The organism is Phytohabitans sp. LZ39 (assembly GCF_059359075.1).
In genome coordinates this window covers 55,660-76,389 of sequence record NZ_JCADBM010000017.1, presented here as the reverse complement: position 1 = coordinate 76,389, position 20,730 = coordinate 55,660, and the positions used below count along the sequence as shown (strand labels likewise).

The following is a 20,730-nucleotide window of genomic DNA, read 5'->3' as shown; positions in this document are numbered from 1 at the left end:
GGCGCGATCCGGCCTCGTCGCTGCGCTCCTCGGGACGGATCTTGCCGACCAGCTCGGGCATTATGCCCGAGTCCAACCCGTGAGGCGTGCCATACCCCGGACTCGGACACGTCCGTGGCGCCCCCTAGCATCGGGCGAATGACACCCGGAAAGGGGAGTCCGTTGGTGACTGCTGAGCATGCGTACGCGGAAGACGAGGGCGGCAAGCCGGCCGCCGGGGGACCCGCGAGTGTGCTCGACGAGATCCTCGCCGGTGTGCGGGAGGACGTCGAGCTGCGACAACAGCGGGTGTCGCTGGAGCGGGTCAAGGAGCTCGCGGCCGCCGCTCCACCACCGCTCGACGCCTACGCGGCACTGCGCCGCCCCGGCGTGGGCGTGATCGCCGAGGTCAAGCGCTCGTCCCCGTCCAAGGGGCAGCTGGCCGAGATCCCGGACCCGGCCGACCTGGCCACGGAGTACGCGGCGGGCGGCGCCCGGTGCATCAGCGTGCTCACCGAGGGGCGGTGGTTCGGCGGCTCGCTGGACGACCTCGTCTCGGTGCGGGCCGCGGTCGGCGTGCCGGTGCTGCGGAAGGACTTCGTCGTCTCCAGCTACCAGGTGCACGAGGCCCGCGCGCACGGTGCCGACCTGGTGCTGCTGATCGTGGCGGCGCTGGAGCAGAAGGTGCTGACCGGCCTGCTGGAGCGGATCGAGTCGCTCGGCATGACCGCGCTCGTCGAGGTGCACACCGAGGAGGAGGCCGACCGCGCGCTGGAGGCCGGCGCCCAGGTCATCGGCGTCAACGCGCGCAACCTGCGCACCCTCGAGGTCGACCGCTCGGTCTTCGAGCGGATCGCGCCCGGCCTGCCCAACAGCGTCGTGAAGATCGCGGAGTCGGGCGTGCGCGGGCCGCACGACCTGATCCGGTACGCGTCGGCCGGCGCCGACGCCGTGCTCGTGGGTGAGGGCCTGGTCACCAAGAAGAGCCCCCGCGACGCGGTGGCCGAGCTGGTCAACGCGGGCAACCACCCCGCCACACCCAGGCCGGTGCGATGAACGCCTCAGCCGCGCTTCCGGCGCGGCACCGACCGGAAGGTGAAGGACGGTGAACGCCTCAGCCGCCGGCCTCCTGCCGGACGTCAGCGGGCACTTCGGGCGGTTCGGCGGGCGCTTCGTGCCCGAGGCGCTCATCGCGGCGCTCGACCAGCTCGACGTGGCCTACCGGCACGCGATGGCCGACGAGGCGTTCCAGGCCGAGTTCGGGCGGCTGCTGCGCGACTACGCGGGCGTGCCGTCGATGCTCTACCGCGCCGACCGGTTCTCCGCGGCGGCCGGCGCGCGGATCTACCTCAAGCGCGAAGACCTCAACCACACCGGCGCGCACAAGGTGCGCAACGTGCTCGGCCAGGCGCTGCTCACCAAGCGGATGGGCAAGACGCGGGTGATCGCCGAGACCGGCGCCGGCCAGCACGGGGTGGCCACCGCCACGGCGGCCGCGCTGATGGACCTGGAGTGCGTCGTCTACATGGGCGAGGTCGACACCGAGCGCCAGGCGCTCAACGTCGCCCGCATGAAGATGCTCGGCGCCACGGTCGTCCCGGTGAAGACTGGCTCCCGCACGCTCAAGGACGCGATCAACGAGGCGCTCCGCGACTGGGTGTCCACTGTAGACGACACGCACTACCTGCTGGGCACGGCGGCCGGGCCGCACCCGTTCCCGGGCATGGTGCGCGACTTCGTGCGCGGCATCGGCGTGGAGGCGCGCCAGCAGTTCCTCGACCAGACCGGCACGCTGCCCGACGCGGTCGCCGCCTGCGTGGGTGGCGGGTCCAACGCGATCGGCATCTTCCACGCGTTCGTGGGTGACGAGGGCGTCCGGCTGTTCGGGTTCGAGGGCGGCGGCGAGGGCGTCACCACCGACCGCCACTCGGCGCGCTTCAGCGGCGGCTCGCCCGGCGTGCTGCACGGCGCCCGGACGTACGTGCTCCAGGACGCGGACGGGCAGACCGTCGAGTCGTACTCGATCTCTGCGGGCCTCGACTATCCGAGCGTGGGGCCGGAGCACGCCTGGCTGCACGAGGCCGGGCGGGCGAAGTACCTGCCGGTGACCGACGCCGAGGCGATGCACGCGTTCCAGCTGCTCTGCCGCACCGAGGGCATCATCCCGGCGATCGAGAGCGCGCACGGGCTGGCCGGCGCGCTGGCCATCGCGCCGGCGCTCGCCGCGGAGCTCGGCCGCGAGCCGACCATCATCGTCAACCTGTCGGGTCGGGGGGACAAAGACGTGGAGACCGCGGGTTCCTACTTCGGGATCTTGGACGCATGAGCCTCACCGAGGTCTTCGAGAAGGCGCGGGCCGAGGGGCGCGCGGTGGCGATCGGGTGCATGCCGGCCGGCTTCCCGACCGTCGAGGGCAGCATCGCCGCGATGGTCGCGATGGCCGAGGCGGGCATCGACGTGATCGAGGTCGAGCTGCCGTACTCGGATCCGGTCATGGACGGTCCGGTTATCCAGAAGGCGAGCGACATCGCGCTCGCCGGCGGCGTCCGCACCCAGGACACGCTCCGGGCCATCGAGGCCGTGGCCGGCACCGGGGTGCCGGTGGTGCTGATGACCTACTGGAACCCGATCGAGCGGTACGGCGTGGACGCCTTCGCCCGCGACCTCGCCGCCGCCGGGGGCACCGGTCTCATCACGCCCGACCTCATCCCGGACGAGGCGGGGGAGTGGCTGGCCGCGTCCGACGCGTACCAGCTCGACCGCACGTTTCTGGTCTCGCCGTCGTCGACCGACGCCCGCCTCGCGATGACCGTGGGGCACTGCCGCGGCTTCGTCTACGCGACCGCCGTCATGGGCGTCACGGGCGCCCGCGACCAGACGTCGGCCGCGGCGCCCGCGCTCGTCGCCCGGGTCCGGGCGGTCACCGACCTGCCGGTCGGCGTGGGTCTGGGGGTACGCGACGGCGCGCAGGCCGCCGAGGTCGGCTCCTTCGCCGACGGGGTGATCGTGGGCAGCGCACTGGTCCGGTGCGTGCTGGAAGCGCCCGACGAGGCCGCCGGGCTGGCGTCCCTGCGCGCGCTCAGCGCCGACCTGGCCCGCGGCGTGCGGGCCGTCAAGCGGGAGGCCTGAGTTTGACGGATCGCTCGGTCGCGCAGCGCTTGAAGGCGACGTCTTCCCTCGGCGGCGGTCTGCGGTGGTCGAGGTCCGCGTCGCCTCAGTCCAGACGCCGCCGCGCTAGCCTCCCTCGCGATCTAGGCCGCGACCGCGGTGAGCGGCTCGGCGGCTTCGGGGATCTCCGGCTCGCTGTCGCGCAGCACGTGGCGCAGCACACCGGAGTGGCCGGCCACCGCGTCCGCGATCGCCGCGCGGGCGACCGGGGTCATCGGCTCGGGCAGCATCGAGGGGTCGTGCCAGGACAGCCGGCTGATCCGGCCGGGTGAGTTGACGCTCGCCTCGCCGCCGTCGATCTGGCCGCGGAAGACGTACTTGAGCACGTCGGGCATGTCTTCGCCACAGGTGTTGCCGGTCAGCTCGTAGACGCCGACCAGGTCGACCATGTGGGTCTCCAGACCGGTCTCCTCGCGGATGTCGCGGATCGCCGCGTGGACCGGGCTCTCGGCCTGGCGGATGCGACCGCCGGGCAGGCACCACAGCCGGTGCCCCTGACTTTGCTGGCAGAGCAGCACGCGGCCGGCGGCGTCGGTGATGACGGCGGCCACCGCGGAGGTCAAAGAGCTCATGGACAAAGAGCGTACGACTGCCCAACGGAGAAGTCAGCCGTCGTTCACCGACAAACCATGCCCGATTTGGGCGTGACCGGGCTAACGCGAGCGCGGCCCGCGACGGTAGCGTGTGCACCCGTGACAATCGCCGCAATCCCGAGCCCCAGCTCAGCGGTCTGGGAGCTCGGTCCGATCCCGATCCGGGCATACGCTCTCTGCATCGTCCTCGGCATCGCCGTCGCCTGCGCGGTGACCGAGTTCCGGCTGCGCCGCCGCGGCGGGCCGCCGTGGGCGGTCCTCGACATCGCGGTGTGGGCGGTGCCGTTCGGCATCGTCGGCGCCCGGCTCTACCACGTCATCACGTCGCCGCAGGACTACTTCGGCGAGGGCGGCAGCCCGGCTGACGCGTTCAAGATCTGGGAGGGTGGCCTCGGCGTCTGGGGCGCGGTCGCCGGTGGCGTGCTCGGCGGCTGGATCGCCTGCCGCCAGCTCGGCATCCCGCTGACCGTCGTCGCCGACGCGGTGGCACCGGGCCTGCCCCTCGCGCAGGCGGTCGGCCGGGTGGGCAACTGGTTCAACAACGAGCTGTACGGCGGCGTCACCACCCTGCCCTGGGGCCTCAAGATCCACCAGATGGACCCGGAAAACCCGGGCCACGCCCTCAAGGACCAAAACGGCGACCCCATCCTCGAGCCCGACCTCTACCACCCCACGTTCCTCTACGAGGCGCTGTGGAACATCGGGGTCGCGGTGCTGGTGCTGCTCGTCGACCGCCGGTTCAAGCTGGGCAAGGGGCGGGCCTTCGCGCTCTACGTGATGGGCTACACGGTCGGCCGGTTCTGGATCGAGCTGATGCGCACCGACGAGGCCAACGACATCGCGGGCGTGCGGGTCAACGTGTACGTCTCGGTGCTGCTCTTCCTCGGTGCCCTGCTCTACTTCGTGCGCACCCGCGGCTTCCAGGAGTTCCTCGTGCCCCGGGACGCGCCGGCGCTCGCCCCGGTCGGCGGCGGGAGCACCGACGTCTCGCAGCGGGACGTCTCCGGCGGCGCGGCCGAGCGGGCGGCGGCCAAGCCCAGCGGCTACCGCGTGGTGACCGAGGAGCAGTACCTGCGGTACAAGGAGACCGGCGACCTGCCACCCGACGACGAGCCGGCCGGCGACTCGGGCGACCTGCTCGATGACTTCGCGGACGACGAGACGATCGAGCGCACCGGCGACGTGGCGATCACCGAGGACCCCGGCGACGATGACGACGACGCCGAGAAGGCGGACGGCGCGTCCGACCCCGGCGCTTCCGCGGACGGCGACAATGGCCCCGCCGGCGACGCCGACCCGCCGGACCGCGCGGTCACCTCCAAAGACGACCGCTGAGGCACGAGACTAGGGGGCGCCACCGATGCGTACGGCTGTGGTCGTCGGGGCGGGCATCGGCGGCCTGGCCGTAGCGGGCGCACTGGCCCGGTCCGGCTGGCAGGTGACTGTGCTGGAGCGCGACGACCGGGTCCGGGCCGAGCGCACCGCGCTGATCCTCTGGCCGAACGCGATGCGCGCCCTCGACGCCCTCGGCCTCGCCGGCGGGCTCGACGCGATCGCCACGCCGCTGCCCGACAGCGGTGTACGCCGGCCGGACGGGCAGTGGCTCGTGCAGCCGCGCGGTGTGGTCGGGCGCGGCCCGGTGATCGTGCACCGCGAAGACCTGTACGACGCGCTCGTGGCCGGGCTCGGCGACCGGGTCGAGATCCGCACCGGCGTGACCGTGCGCGGCGTGCGGGCCGACGAGCGGGAGCGGCCCGCGGTGAGCGACGGCCGCACCACGTACGAGGGAGACGTCGTCGTGGCCGCCGACGGCATCGACAGCGCGGTGCGGCGGCGGCTGGCGCCGGAGTCCACTGTGGTCAGTTCGGGCTGCGCGGCGTGGCGGGCCGTCATCCCGTGGTATCGCGTGCCACCGCTCAACGAGGGGCGCCCGGTGGTGGGGGAGACGCTCGGCGCGGGATACCGCTTCGTCGCAGCCCAGCTCGGCCAGCGCGGCTCGTCCGGCGGCTCCACCCGCGGCGGCGTCTACTGGGTCGCCACGGCCGCCGGCGCGCCCCGGCCCGAGCCGCCGGCCACCCAGCTCGCGCTGCTGCGGCGGTGGTTCGCCAAGTGGCACCCGCCGATCGGCGACCTGCTCGCCGCCACCGAGCCCGACGACCTCGTGCAGCAGGAGGTGCGCGAGCTGCGCCCGCTGCCCCGCGAGTACGGCTTCCCGGCCGGGCCGGGCGGTTTCGCGCTCCTCGGCGACGCCGCCCACGCGATGCCGCACCACCTCGGCCAGGGCGCGTGCCTCGCGCTGGAAGACGCGGCGACGCTCGGCTCGGTGCTGCGCGACGCGGTGCCCGGCGGGCAGGTGCGGGAGGCGATCGCCGCGTACTCCCGGCAGCGCCGACCCCGCGCCGCCACGGTCGTGCGCCAGACCCGCCGGATGTCCGCGGTGCTCCAGGCCCGGGGCCGCCTCGCGCTGCGCGCCCGCGACGCCGCGCTGGGCACGATCAGCCCGCGCCTGATGGGCAGTGCGGCGACCGCCGCCGCGGCCTGGAAACCCCCCGCCTGACCTCATCGCGAATCTGCCCGAAGGGGGCAGTCACGTAGCCGGGCGGACATCCATGCCGGCACACGGCGGGCGCAGAAGTCGGACCGAACGGATGCTGACCGTCGCAGCGCGCGAGGGGCACACTACGCGCAATGACCGATGGCCTACGCGTACGCCCGGGACAGGTGCGCTTGCTGGGGCCGGTGGAGTTGACCGGTCCGGGTGGGCCGGTTCCGCTCGCCACCGGCGCGCGCCGGCTGCTCGCCGCCCTCGGCCTGCGCGGCGGTGAGGTCGTCGGCTGGGCCCAGCTGAGCGCGGCGGGCCTCGACCCGGTGGCCCTCGACCGCGACGCGGCGGCACTCGCCGGTGCGCTGGCCCGGGTCGGCCTGCGCGGCGCGCTACAGACCCGCCCGTCCGGCATGCGCCTCGGCGCTCGGCATATCGACGCGCTCCGCTGCCAAGACGAGCTGCGCCGGGCCCGCTCCCGGCGGGCTGCGGGAGACCTCCCGGCCGCGATCGCCCTCTACGACCGCGCGCTGGCCCGGTGGCGTTCCGACACCCCGCTCGACGGGATCGCACTGACCGGCTGGGCGGCCGCGGAGGCCAAGCGGCTGCGCGACACCCGCACCCGGGCCCACGAGGAGCGGTGGGACTGCGTGCTCCGCCACGCCGGCGACGCGGTCCGGGCCACCGGCGCGCCGGTCGCCGACCGGGCCGCGGTGCGTGCCGGCATCGAGGCCACCAAGGCGGCGGAGGTGGCGGCCACCGAGCTCGAGGCGGGCGTGGCCAAGCACCCGCTGCGCGAGCGCCGGTGGGAGCTGCTGCTGACCGCGTCGCTGCTCAGCGGCGGGCGGGCGGCCGCCCGATCGGTGTACGAGCGCGCGGTCCGCACCTTCGCCGACCAGCTCGGCGTCGAGCCGGGCGAGCGGCTGCGCGCGCTGGCCGCCGCGGCCGAGCGCGGTGACATCGCCGAGCTGCCCGCCCCGCCCCGGCCCGAGCCCCGCGTGCCCCGGCGGGTGGCGCCGCCGCCGGTGCCGCTGACCAGCCTGCTCGGCCGTGACACGCTCCTCGACGACATCGGCGCGCGGCTCGCCGCCCACCGGCTGGTCACGCTGGTAGGCCCCGGCGGCGCCGGCAAGACCCGGCTGGCGATCGCCGCGGCCGGCGTGCTGGGCGGGCCGGTGGCCTGGTTCGTCGACCTCAGCGTGGTCGACCGGCCGGTCCTGGTGCCCAGCGCGGTCGCCGAGACGCTGGGCCTGCGCGAGGATCCCGGGCTCGACCCGGTCGACGCGATCGCCGAGGAGATCGGTGAGCACGAGGTGCTGCTCGTGCTCGACAACTGCGAGCATCTGGTCGCCGGCTGCGGCGAGCTGGCGCGCGAGCTGCTCGCCCGCTGCCCGGCGCTGCGCATCCTCGCCACCAGCCGGGCGCCGCTGCGGGCCGACGACGAGTCGATCGTGCCCGTCCCGCCGCTGCCGCTGCCCACCGCGGCCGGCGGCCACACGCTGGCCGACCTGGCCACGCACGCCGCGACCCGGCTCTTCCTGGAGCGGGCCCAGGCGCGCTCGGGCCGCCCGGTGCCCGAGGGCAGCGCCGACGCGGTGGCCCAGCTCTGCGCGGAGCTCGACGGGCTGCCGCTCGCCATCGAGCTGGCCGCCGCGCGCACCCCGCTGTTGAGCGTCTCCGAGATCGTCGCCCGCATCCGCACCGACCAGCGGCTGCTGCACAGCCCCGACCCCACGACCCCGCCCCGCCACCGCACCGTGGCGGCCGCCGTCGAGTCCAGCCTCGAGCAGCTCGCGCCGGACGTGCAGGCGTTCTTCGAGCGCCTGGCGGTCTTCGCGGGCAGCTTCGACACCGCCGCGGCCGACGCCGTGCGCGCCGGCACCAGCTCCGACCCCACCGCGCTCGACCAGCTCGTCAACGCGTCGCTGGTCGAGGCCAACGCCGGCCGCTACCGCCTGCTCATGCCCATCCGCCGCCACGCGCTGGCCCGCCTGCACGCCGACGTGCCCGCCGCCCGCACCGCACACGCCGCGCACTACCTGCGGGTCGCCGAAGCGGCCGACACCGACCTGCGCGGCCACGCCCAGGAGGCCGGGCTGGCCCGGCTGCGCGCCGACGCGCCCAACATGCGCGCCGCGATGGCCTGGCTGGCCGAGGCCCGCCCGATCGCCGTGCCCTACGGTGACCTGCGCCTGGCCACCGCGCTCGCCATGTACTGCCGGATCGAGGGCCACTACCGCGAGGCCCGCGGCTGGCTCGCCGCCGCGCTGGCCCGCCACCCCCGCGCCCCCGCCCTCCTGCGCGGCGCCGCCGCGGCCGACGCCGCCATGCTGGCGATGCTGTTGTGCGACTACCCGGCCGCCGCCGAGTACGCCGGCACCGCCCGCGCCGCCTACCGCGCCCTGGGTGACCGCCGTGCGGAGGCCCGCGTGGAGATGATCCTCGGTTCGGTGGCCCGCGAACGCGCGCAGTACGAGGCCTCCGCCGCCCACCTCGACAAGGCCGCCGCCATCTACGTCGAGTGCGGCGACGAGCTGGGCGAGGCCCGCGCCGTGCAGCTGCGCGGCTTCACCGCCTGGCTGGCCGGCGACTTCGACCGCGCCGAGCTGCGCCTGCGCGCCTGCCGCCGCTGGTTCGAACGCCTGGGCGACGCCGAGGCGGCCGCCTCCGCCCTGATGAACCTCGGCGCCGTCGCCCTCTACCGCGGCGACACCGACCGCGCCACAAGCCTGCTCGACGCGGCACTGGAGCGCTACGCCGCGCTGGGCTTCCCCGAAGGCGTCGGCTGGGCGCACAACCTCCGCGGCCTGGTCGAGCTGCGCACCGGTCGGGCAGACCGGGCCGAGGAGCATCTCGCGCTGAGCCTCGCGACCCACCGCAAGGTCGGCGACCGCTGGCGCACGGCGAGCGTGCTGGAGGCCCTCGCCGAGGTACACCGCCGCGACGACCCGGCCCGCGCCGCCGAGCTCCTGGCCGACGCCGGCCGCATCCGCGACGAGATCGGCGCCCCCGTCCCCGCCTGCGAACGCCCCGACACCGAAGCGACGGCGGCCGCCTTGCGCGCCGCCCTCGGCGACGGCACGCCATTGCCGGCGCGCGCTCTGATCCCGCCCATTTAGAGAAATTTTGTGAGCTACCGCGACGTCCGTCGTGGTCCGTGCCGTTGCGCGGGGCCCCCGCGGCTGTAGGGCTAACGATCATGGCGCCGCCCAGATGTTGAGCGAGTCGCCTGCGCCGCGACAAGAGAATCGAAAACCGGTCGCCCGCACCGTGCGTCACGGGGGTGGGCTTGTGGCGCGGGGGTGGCAGCGGGGGCCGGGGGGTTCGGCTCGCTCTGCGAGCCGCCGGGCTCCGCGGTCTCCGGCGGGAGCGGCGGTCCGCCGCTGACGCGGACCCGGGCAATTCTGCCGTGAAGCCCGGGCAATTCCTGCTTCGAAGCAATGTCGCGGTGTGACCCCGCCGTCAGCTAGCGGCGGCGGGGTCACCGGAGCGGGCTAAGCCGTGGGGAAGACGGATGGGGTGGCGATGCAGGCGGTGCCTACGCGTTGGAAGCCGACCCGCGCGTAGACGCGGGCTATGTCGTCGCTGCCGGCCGACAGGAAGACCAGGTCGACGCCGTTGTCGAGGGCGTGCCTCGCCAGTGCCGCCGTGACGGCCGCGCCGAGGCCTCGGCGGCGGGCGGTGGGGAGCGTCGCCACGCCGGCGATCTCGGCCACGTCGTCGACCCGCTGGAGGATGCCACTCGCCACCACGCCTTCGAGGTCGGGGTCCGGTGGTGACGGTGACAAATATCCCAACACCGAGGCGCGGCGGCCGGCGTCCATCATGCGGCGCTCGTCGGCCAGTTCCTCGGGGGAGACGGGGAGCACCGCGGCGTCCCGCTCCTTGGGACCGGCCAAGCCCGTGGAGGTGCCGGGCGTACCGAATCCGACCGCTCCGACGGCCCGGCGCACCGCGACGTCGGCGGCGAACGTCGGTGCCGCCGCGTCGAGGAAGCGGACTTCCGCGCCCGCCGGGGTGACCAGGGCGGATGGATCCAGGACCATCAATGGCGCCTCGAGTACCGCGAGTCCGGCCGAGCGGGCTACGGCCAGTAGGTCCGGCGTCACCTCGTGTACCCACTCGAATGCCTCGGGCGCACCGATAGCGCGCTGACGAGCGCGAACCGAGGTAATGTCAGCGGCGGATGGCGGTGCTGCGGCGCCCAGGCGGGGGCGCGCGTAGAACGGCCAGCCCGGTCCGTCACGGACGAAGAGCACGAGTCCACCGAAGTCCTCGGTGTGGGCACCGTCCCGGGGCACGGCGTCGTAGAAGCGTTCCAACCGTTCGAACAGTTCAGCCACGTGTGATCAATCTCCGCTGGTGGAGTTCAGGAACCCCTAACGTAGACTCGAAGGACTCAGCAGGGCCGACGTCGTCCCGACCTATCCCACGTAGCGCGAGCGACGACAAGGAGGCCCGGTGGTTCATCCGCACCCTCAGCGCACCTCCGAAGGGCTCTACGACCCGGCGTACGAACACGACGCCTGCGGTGTGGCCTTCGTGGCGGATCTGTCGGGCCAGCGTTCCCACGACGTCGTAGCCAAAGGGCTGTCGGCGTTGTGCCGGCTCGACCACCGGGGCGCGCGCGGCGCGGAGCCCAATACGGGTGACGGTGCCGGCATCATGTTGCAGGTGCCCGATGAGTTCTTCCGGGCCGTGGTCGACTTTCCCCTCCCGCCCGCCGGGCAGTACGCGACCGGGCTTGTCTTCCTCCCGCACGACGAGGAGGCGGCGGCCCGCGCGATCCGGGTGCTGGAGAAGTACGCGCTGGTGGAGGGTGCCGACCTGCTGGGCTGGCGCGACGTGCCGGTCGACCCGAGCGACCTGGGCGAGTCGGCCGAGGCCGCCCGCCCGCGGATCCGGCAGGTTTTCCTCGCCGCCCACCGCCTCACCGACACGCCCGACGGTCCGGCCGGCAGCCCGCTGACCGGGCTCGACCTCGACCGGGTCGCCTTCTGCGTGCGCAAGCAGACCGAGCGGGAGAGCGCCGAGCGGGGTGTGGCGGCCTACTTCCCGTCGCTGTCCTCCCGCACGATCACCTACAAGGGCATGCTCACGCCGGCTCAGGTGCCGGCGTTCTTCCCCGACCTGGGCGACGAGCGGGTCGCCAGCGCGATCGCGCTGGTCCACTCCCGCTTTTCCACCAACACGTTTCCGTCGTGGCCGCTGGCCCATCCCTACCGGTTCATCGCGCACAACGGCGAGATCAACACCATCCGGGGCAACAAAAACTGGATGAACGCCCGCGAGGCGCTGCTGGCCTCCGGCGTGATCCCCGGAAACCTCAAGCGGCTCTTCCCGATCTGCACGCCCGACGCCTCCGACGCGGCCAACGTCGACGAGGTGCTCGAGCTGCTCCACCTGGCCGGGCGGAGCCTGCCCCACGCGATGCTCATGATGATCCCCGAGGCGTGGGAAAACGACCCGGAAATGGACCCGGCGCGGCGCGCGTTCTACCGCTTCCACGCCAGCCTGATGGAGCCGTGGGACGGGCCGGCCGCGGTGGCGTTCACCGACGGCACGGTCGTCGGCGCCGTGCTCGACCGCAACGGCCTGCGCCCCGGCCGCTGGTGGCAGACCAGCGACGGCCTCGTGGTGCTCGGCAGCGAGGCGGGCGTGCTCGACCTCGACCCGGCGACCGTGGTGGCCAAGGGGCGGCTCCAGCCGGGTCGCATGTTCCTGGTCGACACCGCCGCCGGCCGCATCGTGCAGGACGACGAGATCAAGGCGGAGCTTGCCGCGGCCCAGCCGTACGACGAGTGGCTGCACGCCGGCCTCATCGACCTCGGTGACCTGCCCGAGCGGGAGCACATCGTCTACACCCACGACTCGGTGCAGCGGCGGCAGCAGACCTTCGGCTACACCGAGGAAGAGCTGAAGATCCTGCTCGCCCCGATGGCCCGCACCGGCGCCGAGCCGCTCGGCTCGATGGGCACCGACACGCCGATCTCGCCGCTGTCGACCCGCCCGCGCCTGCTGTACGACTACTTCCACCAGCTCTTCGCCCAGGTGACCAACCCGCCGCTCGACGCGATCCGCGAGGAGCTGGTCACCAGCCTCCAGTCCACGATCGGCCCGGAGGGCAACCTGCTCGACCCGGGCCCCGCGAGCTGCCGGCAGATCGTGCTGCCCTACCCGGTTATCGACAACGACGAGCTGGCGAAGATCCTGTCGGTCGACGAAGACGGCGACCTGCCGGGCTTCAAGGCGGTGCGGGTCTCCGGGCTGTACCCGCTGCGCGACGGCGCGGCCGGCATCAAGGCGCGGCTCACCCAGATCTGCCGCCACGTCTCCGAGGCGATCGAAGACGGCGTGCGCATCCTGGTGCTCTCCGACCGCGACAGCAACGCGACCCTCGCGCCCATCCCGTCGCTGTTGCTCACCGCGGCGGTCCACCAGCATCTGGTACGCGAGCAGACGCGCACCCAGGTCGCGCTCATCGTGGAGACCGGTGACTGCCGCGAGGTGCACCACGCGGCCGTCCTCATTGGATACGGCGCGGCGGCCGTCAACCCGTACCTGGCGTTCGAGTCGGTCGAAGACCTCATCGCGACCGGCGCGCTGCCCGGGATCGAGCCGGCCACCGCGGTGCGCAACTACGTCAAGGCGCTCGGCAAGGGCGTGCTGAAGATCATGTCCAAGATGGGCATCTCGACGGTCTCGTCGTACTGCGGCGCGCAGGTCTTCGAGGCGGTCGGCCTCGACGCGCGGCTGGTCGAGCGCTACTTCGCCGGCACGCCCGGCAAGATCGGCGGGGTCACCCTCGCCGGGATCCACCAGGAGGTCAAGGCCCGCCACGCCCGTGCCTACCCGGCCAACCAGGCCGAGCGCACCCACCGCCGGCTGGAGGTGGGCGGCGAGTACCAGTGGCGCCGCGAGGGCGAGCTGCACCTGTTCAACCCCGAGACGGTGTTTCTGCTCCAGCACGCCACCCGCAGCCGCCAGTACGACGTGTTCCGCAAGTACACGTCCACTGTAGACGGCTTGGCGGCCGAGGCGGGTTCGCTGCGCGGCCTCTTCACGCTCCGCACCGGCGTGCGCCCGGCCGTGCCGCTCGACGAGGTCGAGCCGGCGAGCGAGATCGTCAAGCGCTTCGCCACCGGCGCGATGTCGTACGGCTCGATCTCCGCCGAGGCGCACGAGACGCTCGCCGTCGCGATGAACAACCTGGGCGGCAAGTCCAACACCGGCGAGGGCGGCGAAGACGTCGACCGGCTCTACGACCCGTCCCGGCGCTCCGCGGTCAAGCAGGTCGCGAGTGGACGGTTCGGCGTCACGAGCGAATACCTCGTCAACGCCGACGACCTCCAGATCAAGATGGCCCAGGGCGCCAAGCCCGGCGAGGGCGGCCAGCTGCCCGGCAACAAGGTCTGGCCGTGGATCGCCAAGACCCGCCACGCCACGCCCGGCGTCGGCCTCATCTCGCCGCCGCCGCACCACGACATCTACTCCATCGAAGACCTGGCCCAGCTGGTACACGACCTCAAGTGCGTCAACCCGGCGGCGCGGGTGCACGTGAAGCTCGTCTCGGAGGTCGGTGTCGGCACCGTCGCCGCGGGCGTCGCGAAGCTCAAGGCCGACGTGATCCTGATTTCCGGCCACGACGGCGGCACCGGCGCGTCCCCGCTCAACTCGCTCAAGCACGCCGGCACGCCGTGGGAGCTGGGCCTCGCCGAGGCGCAGCAGACGCTGCTGCTCAACCGCCTGCGCGACCGCGTCACGGTGCAGGTCGACGGCCAGCTCAAGACCGGTCGCGACGTGATCGTGGCGGCGCTGCTCGGCGCCGAGGAGTACGGCTTCGCCACCGCCCCGCTCATCGTCTCCGGCTGCATCATGATGCGCGTCTGCCACCTCGACACCTGCCCGGTCGGCATCGCGACGCAAAACCCGGTGCTGCGCGAGCGTTACACGGGCAAGCCGGAGTTCGTCGAGTCGTTCTTCCTCTTCCTCGCCGAGGAGGTGCGCGGATACCTTGCCGAGCTGGGCTTCCGTTCCCTCGACGAGGCGATCGGCCACGCCGAGATGCTCGACATCGCGCCGGCGGTCGACCACTGGAAGGCGCGCGGCCTCGACCTCCGCCCGGTGCTGCACGTGCCGGAGCTGCCCGAGGGCGCCGCGCGCCGGCGCGTCCGCGAGCAGGACCACGGCCTCGACCGCGCGCTCGACAACGAGCTGATCGCGCTCGCCGGGCCCGCGCTGGAGCGCCGCGAGCCGGTCCGCGCGGTGGTGGCGGTGCGCAACGAGCACCGCAGCGTCGGCGCCATGCTGGGCGGCGAGGTCGCCCGCAGGTACGGCGGCGCCGGGCTGCCCGACGACACGGTCGACGTGACGCTGCACGGCACGGCCGGCCAGTCGTTCGGCGCGTTCCTGCCGCGGGGCGTGACACTGCGCCTGTTCGGCGACGCCAACGACTACGTGGGCAAGGGCCTGTCCGGCGGGCGGCTCGTGGTGCGGCCGTTCAGCACCGCGCCGTTCGTGGCCGAGGAGCAGATCATCGCCGGCAACACCATCCTCTATGGAGCGACCGACGGCGAGGTCTTCCTGCGCGGCCGGGTGGGCGAACGCTTCGCCGTCCGCAACTCCGGCGCGGTGGCCATTGTGGAGGGTGTCGGCGACCACGGCTGCGAGTACATGACCGGCGGCACCGTGGTGGTGCTCGGCGCGACCGGTCGCAACTTCGCGGCCGGCATGTCCGGCGGCACCGCGTTCGTGTGGCGCCTCGACAAGAGCCGGGTCAACCCGGAGCTCGTCGAGCTCGAGCCGCTCACCGACGAAGAGCAGGTCACGCTCCGCACGCTCGTCGAGCGGCACTTCGCCGAGACCGACTCGGCCGTCGCCGAACACCTGCTCAAGCGCTGGACCGAGGCGGTCGAGGAGTTCACCGCCGTGGTTCCGCGCGACTACAAGCGCGTCATGGAAGCGATCCGCACCGCCGAAGCTGCCGGTCGGGACATCGACGAAGCGGTGATGGAGGTCGCTCGTGCCTGACCCTCAAGGTTTCCTTCGCTACGGCCGCCGGCTTCCCGCCCGGCGGCCGGTCCCGGTGCGCATCCAGGACTGGCGCGAGGTCTACCCGGTCGCCGAAGAGGGGCTGATCCGCGAGCAGGCCACCCGCTGCATGGACTGCGGCATCCCGTTCTGCCACGACGGCTGCCCGCTGGGCAACCGCATCCCCGACTGGAACGACCTGGTCCGCACCGGCAGCTGGGCGTCGGCGATCGAGTCGCTGCACGCCACCAACAACTTCCCGGAGTTCACCGGGCGGCTGTGCCCGGCGCCCTGCGAGGCGGCGTGCGTGCTCGGCATCGCCGGCGGCGAGCCGGTCACCATCAAGCAGGTCGAGGTCGAGATCATCAATCGGGCCTTCGAGCGGGGGTACGTCACCCCGCAGGCCGTGCCGCCGCCGTCCGGCAAGCGGGTCGCGGTCGTGGGTTCCGGGCCCGCCGGGCTCGCCGCCGCGCAGCAGCTCGCCCGCGCCGGTCACCAGGTGACCGTGTACGAGCGGGACGACGCGATCGGCGGCCTGATGCGCTACGGCATCCCCGACTTCAAGCTGGAGAAGGAGCACATCGACCGCCGCCTCGCGCAGATGGCGGCCGAGGGCGTCCTCTTCCGCACCGGGGTCAACGTGGGCGTGGATGTGACGGCTTCTTCGTTGCGCGAGTCTCACGACGCGGTGCTGCTGGCATGCGGCGCGCTCGCCAGCCGGGACACACCGGAGACGGCCGGCCGTGAGCTGCGCGGCGTACACCTGGCGATGGACCACCTCGTCCCGGCCAACCGTGTGGTTGCCGGCCTGGCCGACTCCGCCCCGATCGACGCCAACGGCAAGCACGTGGTCATCATCGGCGGCGGCGACACGGCGGCCGACTGCCTGGGCGTCGCCCACCGGCAGGGCGCGGCGGGCATCATCCAGCTCGACCTGTACCCGCAGCCGCCGGACGCCCGCGACGAAGAGCGCGACCCGTGGCCGGTCTGGCCGTGGATCCTGCGCAACTACCCGGCGCACGAAGAGGGCGGCGAGCGCGTGTTCGCGGTCGCGGTCCAGGAGTTCGTCGACGACGGCGCCGGCAACGTGCGCGCGGTGCGCATCGCCGAGGTGACCGTGGAGAAGGTCGACGGCCGGCGCATCCTGACCTTCGTGCCCGGCTCCGAGCGCGAGCTGCCGGCCGACCTCGTGCTGCTGGCGATCGGCTTCGACGGCACCGAGGAGCAGCCGCTGCTCGACCAGCTCGGCGTCGCCCGCAACAGGCGCGGCGCGATCGACGCCCGCCCCGACTGGCAGACCGCGGCCGACGGCGTCTTCGTGGCCGGCGACATGCACCGCGGCGCCTCGCTCATCGTGTGGGCGATCGCCGAAGGCCGCGCCGCGGCGGCGGCCATCCACTCGTACCTCGGCGGGGAAGGCTCGCTCCCGGCCCCGGTCACCCCGGCGGCCCAACCCCTGGCGGTGTAGGTCAGATTTCGACGAGCGGAAGGTCCGTCCGGGTGAAGTCGTTGCCCAGGCAGAGGAGCGGCTCGCTCGCGACGCGGCCGACCGCGTAGGTGAGGCAGTCGCCGAAGTTCAGCGCCGCCGGGTGGCGGCCCTTGCCGTACCGGAGGTAGGCGTCGACCGCGACCGGCCAGTGGTCGGCGGTGAACGAGATAACCCGCAGCTCGCTCTCCTGGACGAACCGCGCGAGCAAGGTCTTTCCGGGTATGCCGAGCCGGGCGGCCAGCACGATGCCGGTCTCGACGAGAGTGGGGGCGCCTACACCGGGGGCGTGCTCCGACTCGACCAGCTTTTCCAGCAGGGGCTCCCACTCCGCCTCCTGGAGGAGGATGGCGATGATCGCCGAGCTGTCGACGATCACACGCCCTCCGTGCCGTATCCGAGGATCTCCTCCCGCTGCGCCTTCGTCAGCGTGGTGCCTCGGACGTCGTCGGGGACCTGCGGCCAGGCCTCGTCAGCGAGGAAACGGCGCAGGCGGTCGTCGCGATCCCGCTTGGTGCGGGCCGCCATGAGCCGGGCGCGGCGCTCCTTCAGCGCGACGTTGATGGCCCGGGTCTTGCTCTCGCCGGCCAGGGCCGCGACCTCCGCCGCCAGCTCTTCGGTCTCCGGGTCCTTCACGTTCAATGCCATGGTGTAAGGGTATTCCTCAGGGTGTAAATCCACCAGAGGCGGTCGGGGGCCGCCGGCAAGCGGCCCCCGACCGGGCTTCTCAGAACTCCGAGTTGTAGCTGGTGAACGAACCGGCGTCGACGCGGCCGCCGCCGGCGTTGTAGCAGGCGACGTTGCGCACGATCACGGTGGAGCCGCTGTACGACCACGGTGCCTGGAGGTTGCAGAACTCACCGCTCTGGCCGTTGGCCGACACCTGCACCGTGTCCGGGCGCTGCGCGAGCGCGCGGAAGCCGACCAGCGTCAGCCCGGGGCCCGATGACACGAGCGCGTTCGCGCCGAGGCCGAGCTGCGAGTTGAAGTTGGTCGTCGGCGGGCCCGGGTTGGGCGCGGGCGGCGGCTGCATGTTCCAGACGTAGCCGAAGAACTTCGGCGGGAACGCCGAGCCGAAGAGCGACCGCTCCAGCTGGTAGCTCAGCGTGAACCCGGTTTTGAGCGGCACGCCCGTCCCGTCGAAGCAGAACACCAGCACGTCCTGCGACACGCTGTTGGAGTTCCACTTGGCGATCTGGCAGTGTGCTCCGACGCTGCTGTTGACCGCGGTCACCTGGAGGCTGCCGTCGTTCGGCCCGGGTGAGCCGAGCCCGCGGAAGCGCACCAGGTACTCGCCGGTCGCGGTCGACGACACCGAGTTGCCGGTGCCGAAGACCGAGTTGTACTCGCTCACGATCGCGGTGCTGGCGTCGGCGTGCACGTACCCGTAGTGGCCCGGTACCCCGTCGGGCGGTGAGCTGCTCGTGAAGACCGCGGTGAACGGCGTGTCGATGCCGAAGCCGCCCGGCCGGAAGCAGCCGACGTACGCGATCTGGTCGGTGCCCGAGTGGCCCCACTTCAGCGCCTGGCACCAGATCGGGCGCCCGCTGATCGCGGTGACGTGTACGACGCCGCCCTTCGCGGCCTGGCCGGGGAAGACGACCTCGTAGAAACCGCCGCCGAACGGGGTGACGGTGGTGGCCGGCGGCCAGGTGCCGGAGGGCACCGTGGTGGCGCCGTTCCACAGCACGAAGCCGTGCCCGTCCGGCACCGCGGCCTGCGCGGGCGCGGCCAGTCCGACGGCCGCCAGTGCCGCGGCGACGCCGACGGCGGCGAGCCTGTGAAGGATTCCCATAGCGCTCCTTCGTGGGTTGGGTATGGGACGTCAGAACAGAGCGCCCGATCGACCGGCCTGATATGCCGACTAGGCGACAGCCGAACGGCCGGATTTGATAAGACACGTCCACGTGATCTTGGGGATACCGGCACGACACAGGCCGCTCCGAGAGTGATCAACCATGGCTCCCACCCCACCCACGGACGCCGAGCTCGACGTGATGATCAGAGCTCGCCTCGCCTCCCTCGGAATCGACCTCGACCAGCTGCCGCCCGGCACCGCGCCCGACCCGGCGACCGGTGCGCCCGGCCGCGACTCGGTGCTCGCCTCCCTGCGCTCGTTCGTGCGCGGCAGCGTGACGGCGATCGCCGCGTACCGGCTGCCCGGCGCCGATCCCGCGCTTTCCCAGCAGCCGGCCCCGATGCTCTACCCCTCGATCAGCACGGAGTGGCGCAAATGACCACAGTGGATAGACGAGCGTTTCTCGCCCGCACCGCCGCGGTGGCGGCCGCGGCCGCTGCCGGCGCTTCGGCCATCCCCGGAGTGGCGTGGGCCGGCGGGCCGGCGAGGTTCGGCGCCGGCGCCTACGCGCGTCCCCGCCCGGAGGCCTTCGCCGATCCGACCGAGCTGACGCTCGCCGAGGCCGCCTGGATGATCAAGAACGGCAGGCTCACGCCGGCCGATCTCGTCGAGGCGTACCTGGCGCGCGTCGGCGCGTACGAGCCGGTGTACCAGGCCTTCAACACCGTGCTCGCCGACCAGGCGCGAGCGGCGGCGAAGGCGGCCGGCAAGCGGCGTCACACCGGGCCGCTGCACGGCATCCCGCTCGCCGTCAAGGACAACTACTGGACCGCCGGCGTGCGCACGACCGCCAACTCGTACCTCTTCCAGGACTTCGTGCCGCCGTACGACGCGACCGCCGTCGCCCGCCTCAAGGCGAACGGCGCGATCGTGCTCGGCAAGACCCAGATGGGTCCACTCGCGACGACCCGAGCGACCACACCGGACGGTCGCGTCACGACGGTCAACGCGTGGACACCCACCATCCCGGGTACGGACCCGGGCGGCTCGTCGACCGGCACGGCCACGTCGGTGGCCGGGCGGATGGCGACCTCGGGCACCGGCACGCAGACCGGCGGCTCGATCACCGCGCCGTCCAACGCGCAGAACCTGACCGGTCTCAAGCCCACCATGGGCCGCGTGTCGCTGGCCGGCATCATCCCGCTCAGCTACACGCGCGACCACCCCGGCCCGCTCGCCCGCGACGCCAAGGACGCGGCCATCATGCTCACCGCCATGGCGGGGGAGGACCCGGCCGACCCGCGCACGCAAGGGCTGCCCCACGTGCCCGACCTTGTCGAGGCGGCGACCCCGGTCTACTCGGGCCGCAAGGTCCGCGCGCGGTGGAGCACGCGGATCGGCGTTCTTCCGGGCTACGCCGACGGCACGTCCGCCACCGCCCTGGCCCGCCAGGCGTTTCTCTCCACAGTGGACAAGATTGACGGCGTGCGGCTGGTCGACGTGCCGCTGCCCGACGAGTGGGAGCTGCTGACCGGCGGCGCCTTCAACAACGTCCGCCTACCCGAACGCAGCGAGCCCTTCATGCCCTACCTCCGCACCGACCTGCGCGGCTTCGGCGTGTCGGTCACCGGCTGGCTCCAGGGCGCGCTGCTCGGCGCGAACGAGTTCCTCACCGGCCAGCGGGCCAAGCTGCTGCTGCTGGAACGCGTGCTGGACCAGATCTTCGACCGCTGCGACGTGGTGGTGCAGACCGGCCCGGTGCCGTTCGACATCCTGGGCCTGCCCGAGATCGGCTTCCCGATCGGCTTCACGGCCGCCGGTGTGCCGATCGGCACGATCCTGGGCGGCGAGCCCTACGCCGAGGACCGCCTGCTGTCGGTCGTGGCCGCCTACCAGGCCGTGACCGACTGGCACTGGCGCCGCCCACCCAACCCACCGGCCTCCGCCGCCGTCTCCGCGCTCCGCTCGTCTCCGGCGGTCGCCGATCGCGGCCGCCTGACGGCCGAGGACGTGGTAGCCCAGATGCAGTAACGTTTTTGGGCAGATTTGCCCGCGCCCGCGTCAGCTGCGGACCGTTTGCTCCCGCGGGCACCGCTGCGGCCGGCGGCTCGCGGCGCTCGCCGAAACCCCCGGC

Annotated in this window: 15 protein-coding genes; 10 read left to right on the top strand and 5 right to left on the bottom strand. The window is 73.1% G+C overall.

Annotation, left to right across the window (positions count from 1 at the left end; genetic code table 11):
- The first annotated feature begins 231 nt into the window (after positions 1 to 231).
- The 3 genes from trpC to trpA are packed head-to-tail and all read left to right on the top strand — an operon-like array spanning position 232 to position 3,108.
- Entirely contained in the window at positions 232 to 1,035 is an 804-nt protein-coding gene (trpC, locus tag AC5L36_RS29205) for an indole-3-glycerol phosphate synthase TrpC (RefSeq protein WP_441215412.1), read from the top strand.
- Between the two features lie 49 nt (positions 1,036 to 1,084).
- Positions 1,085 to 2,305: a tryptophan synthase subunit beta gene (gene trpB, locus AC5L36_RS29200; protein WP_441215116.1), complete on the top strand. Its 1,221-nt coding sequence runs from the start codon at positions 1,085 to 1,087 to the stop codon at positions 2,303 to 2,305.
- The gene (gene trpA, locus AC5L36_RS29195) at positions 2,302 to 3,108 is read left to right on the top strand and encodes a tryptophan synthase subunit alpha (protein WP_441215118.1); all 807 of its coding nucleotides are present in this window, start codon (positions 2,302 to 2,304) and stop codon (positions 3,106 to 3,108) included. Before trpB ends, trpA begins: the two co-directional genes overlap by 4 nt.
- A gap of 122 nt (positions 3,109 to 3,230) precedes the next feature.
- Here trpA and AC5L36_RS29190 read toward each other — a convergent pair whose 3' ends face one another.
- Positions 3,231 to 3,719 carry an NUDIX hydrolase gene (locus tag AC5L36_RS29190; protein ID WP_441215119.1) on the bottom strand — a complete coding sequence of 163 codons (489 nt, stop codon included), beginning with the start codon at positions 3,717 to 3,719 and terminating at the stop codon, positions 3,231 to 3,233.
- 120 nt (positions 3,720 to 3,839) lie between these two features.
- Between AC5L36_RS29190 and lgt the strand changes: the two genes are divergently transcribed.
- The 3 genes from lgt (at position 3,840) to AC5L36_RS29175 (ending at position 9,401) form a co-directional block, all read left to right on the top strand.
- Positions 3,840 to 5,075, top strand: a complete 1,236-nt coding sequence (gene lgt / locus AC5L36_RS29185; RefSeq protein ID WP_441215120.1) for a prolipoprotein diacylglyceryl transferase — start codon at positions 3,840 to 3,842, stop codon at positions 5,073 to 5,075.
- Between the two features lie 25 nt (positions 5,076 to 5,100).
- Positions 5,101 to 6,297 (top strand): FAD-dependent oxidoreductase, encoded by a 1,197-nt coding sequence (locus AC5L36_RS29180; protein ID WP_441215121.1) that lies wholly within the window; start codon positions 5,101 to 5,103, stop codon positions 6,295 to 6,297.
- A gap of 131 nt (positions 6,298 to 6,428) precedes the next feature.
- Positions 6,429 to 9,401 (top strand): AfsR/SARP family transcriptional regulator, encoded by a 2,973-nt coding sequence (locus tag AC5L36_RS29175; protein ID WP_441215123.1) that lies wholly within the window; start codon positions 6,429 to 6,431, stop codon positions 9,399 to 9,401.
- Positions 9,402 to 9,776: 375 nt separating this feature from the next.
- On the opposite strand, the gene AC5L36_RS29170 is transcribed toward AC5L36_RS29175, so the two are convergent.
- A complete protein-coding gene (locus tag AC5L36_RS29170) occupies positions 9,777 to 10,625 on the bottom strand; it encodes a GNAT family N-acetyltransferase (protein ID WP_441215124.1) in 849 nt (282 codons plus the stop codon).
- Between the two features lie 118 nt (positions 10,626 to 10,743).
- On the opposite strand from AC5L36_RS29170, the gene gltB reads away from it, so the two are divergent.
- The gene (gene gltB / locus AC5L36_RS29165; RefSeq protein WP_441215125.1) at positions 10,744 to 15,312 is read left to right on the top strand and encodes a glutamate synthase large subunit; all 4,569 of its coding nucleotides are present in this window, start codon (positions 10,744 to 10,746) and stop codon (positions 15,310 to 15,312) included.
- Positions 15,305 to 16,780, top strand: coding sequence for a glutamate synthase subunit beta (locus tag AC5L36_RS29160; protein WP_441215126.1), 1,476 nt, complete (start codon positions 15,305 to 15,307; stop codon positions 16,778 to 16,780). Before gltB ends, AC5L36_RS29160 begins: the two co-directional genes overlap by 8 nt.
- Before the next feature lies 1 nt (position 16,781).
- On the opposite strand, the gene AC5L36_RS29155 is transcribed toward AC5L36_RS29160, so the two are convergent.
- From AC5L36_RS29155 to AC5L36_RS29145, 3 genes are all read right to left on the bottom strand, one after another.
- Entirely contained in the window at positions 16,782 to 17,177 is a 396-nt protein-coding gene (locus AC5L36_RS29155; protein ID WP_441215127.1) for a type II toxin-antitoxin system VapC family toxin, read from the bottom strand.
- Positions 17,174 to 17,446 (bottom strand): type II toxin-antitoxin system VapB family antitoxin, encoded by a 273-nt coding sequence (locus tag AC5L36_RS29150; protein ID WP_441215128.1) that lies wholly within the window; start codon positions 17,444 to 17,446, stop codon positions 17,174 to 17,176. The genes AC5L36_RS29155 and AC5L36_RS29150 overlap by 4 nt, the downstream gene beginning before the upstream one ends.
- A gap of 79 nt (positions 17,447 to 17,525) precedes the next feature.
- Positions 17,526 to 18,593, bottom strand: coding sequence for a hypothetical protein (locus AC5L36_RS29145; protein WP_441215130.1), 1,068 nt, complete (start codon positions 18,591 to 18,593; stop codon positions 17,526 to 17,528).
- Positions 18,594 to 18,756: 163 nt separating this feature from the next.
- Here AC5L36_RS29145 and AC5L36_RS29140 point away from each other — a divergent pair, with 163 nt between their 5' ends.
- Both AC5L36_RS29140 and AC5L36_RS29135 read left to right on the top strand, forming a co-directional pair.
- Positions 18,757 to 19,035, top strand: coding sequence for a hypothetical protein (locus AC5L36_RS29140; RefSeq protein ID WP_441215131.1), 279 nt, complete (start codon positions 18,757 to 18,759; stop codon positions 19,033 to 19,035).
- The gene (locus AC5L36_RS29135) at positions 19,032 to 20,627 is read left to right on the top strand and encodes an amidase (protein ID WP_441215133.1); all 1,596 of its coding nucleotides are present in this window, start codon (positions 19,032 to 19,034) and stop codon (positions 20,625 to 20,627) included. Before AC5L36_RS29140 ends, AC5L36_RS29135 begins: the two co-directional genes overlap by 4 nt.
- The last annotated feature ends 103 nt before the right edge of the window (positions 20,628 to 20,730 follow it).

Bases quoted from the DNA above. Each gene is read 5' to 3' on its own strand.
- AC5L36_RS29140 (WP_441215131.1), top strand. From the start codon at position 18,757: ATGGCTCCCACCCCACCCACGGACGCCGAGCTCGACGTGATGATCAGA.
- trpA (WP_441215118.1), top strand. From the start codon at position 2,302: ATGAGCCTCACCGAGGTCTTCGAGAAGGCGCGGGCCGAGGGGCGCGCG.
- AC5L36_RS29175 (WP_441215123.1), top strand. From the start codon at position 6,429: ATGACCGATGGCCTACGCGTACGCCCGGGACAGGTGCGCTTGCTGGGG.
- AC5L36_RS29135 (WP_441215133.1), top strand. From the start codon at position 19,032: ATGACCACAGTGGATAGACGAGCGTTTCTCGCCCGCACCGCCGCGGTG.
- AC5L36_RS29145 (WP_441215130.1), bottom strand. From the start codon at position 18,593: ATGGGAATCCTTCACAGGCTCGCCGCCGTCGGCGTCGCCGCGGCACTG.
- AC5L36_RS29150 (WP_441215128.1), bottom strand. From the start codon at position 17,446: ATGGCATTGAACGTGAAGGACCCGGAGACCGAAGAGCTGGCGGCGGAG.
- AC5L36_RS29180 (WP_441215121.1), top strand. From the start codon at position 5,101: ATGCGTACGGCTGTGGTCGTCGGGGCGGGCATCGGCGGCCTGGCCGTA.
- AC5L36_RS29190 (WP_441215119.1), bottom strand. From the start codon at position 3,719: ATGAGCTCTTTGACCTCCGCGGTGGCCGCCGTCATCACCGACGCCGCC.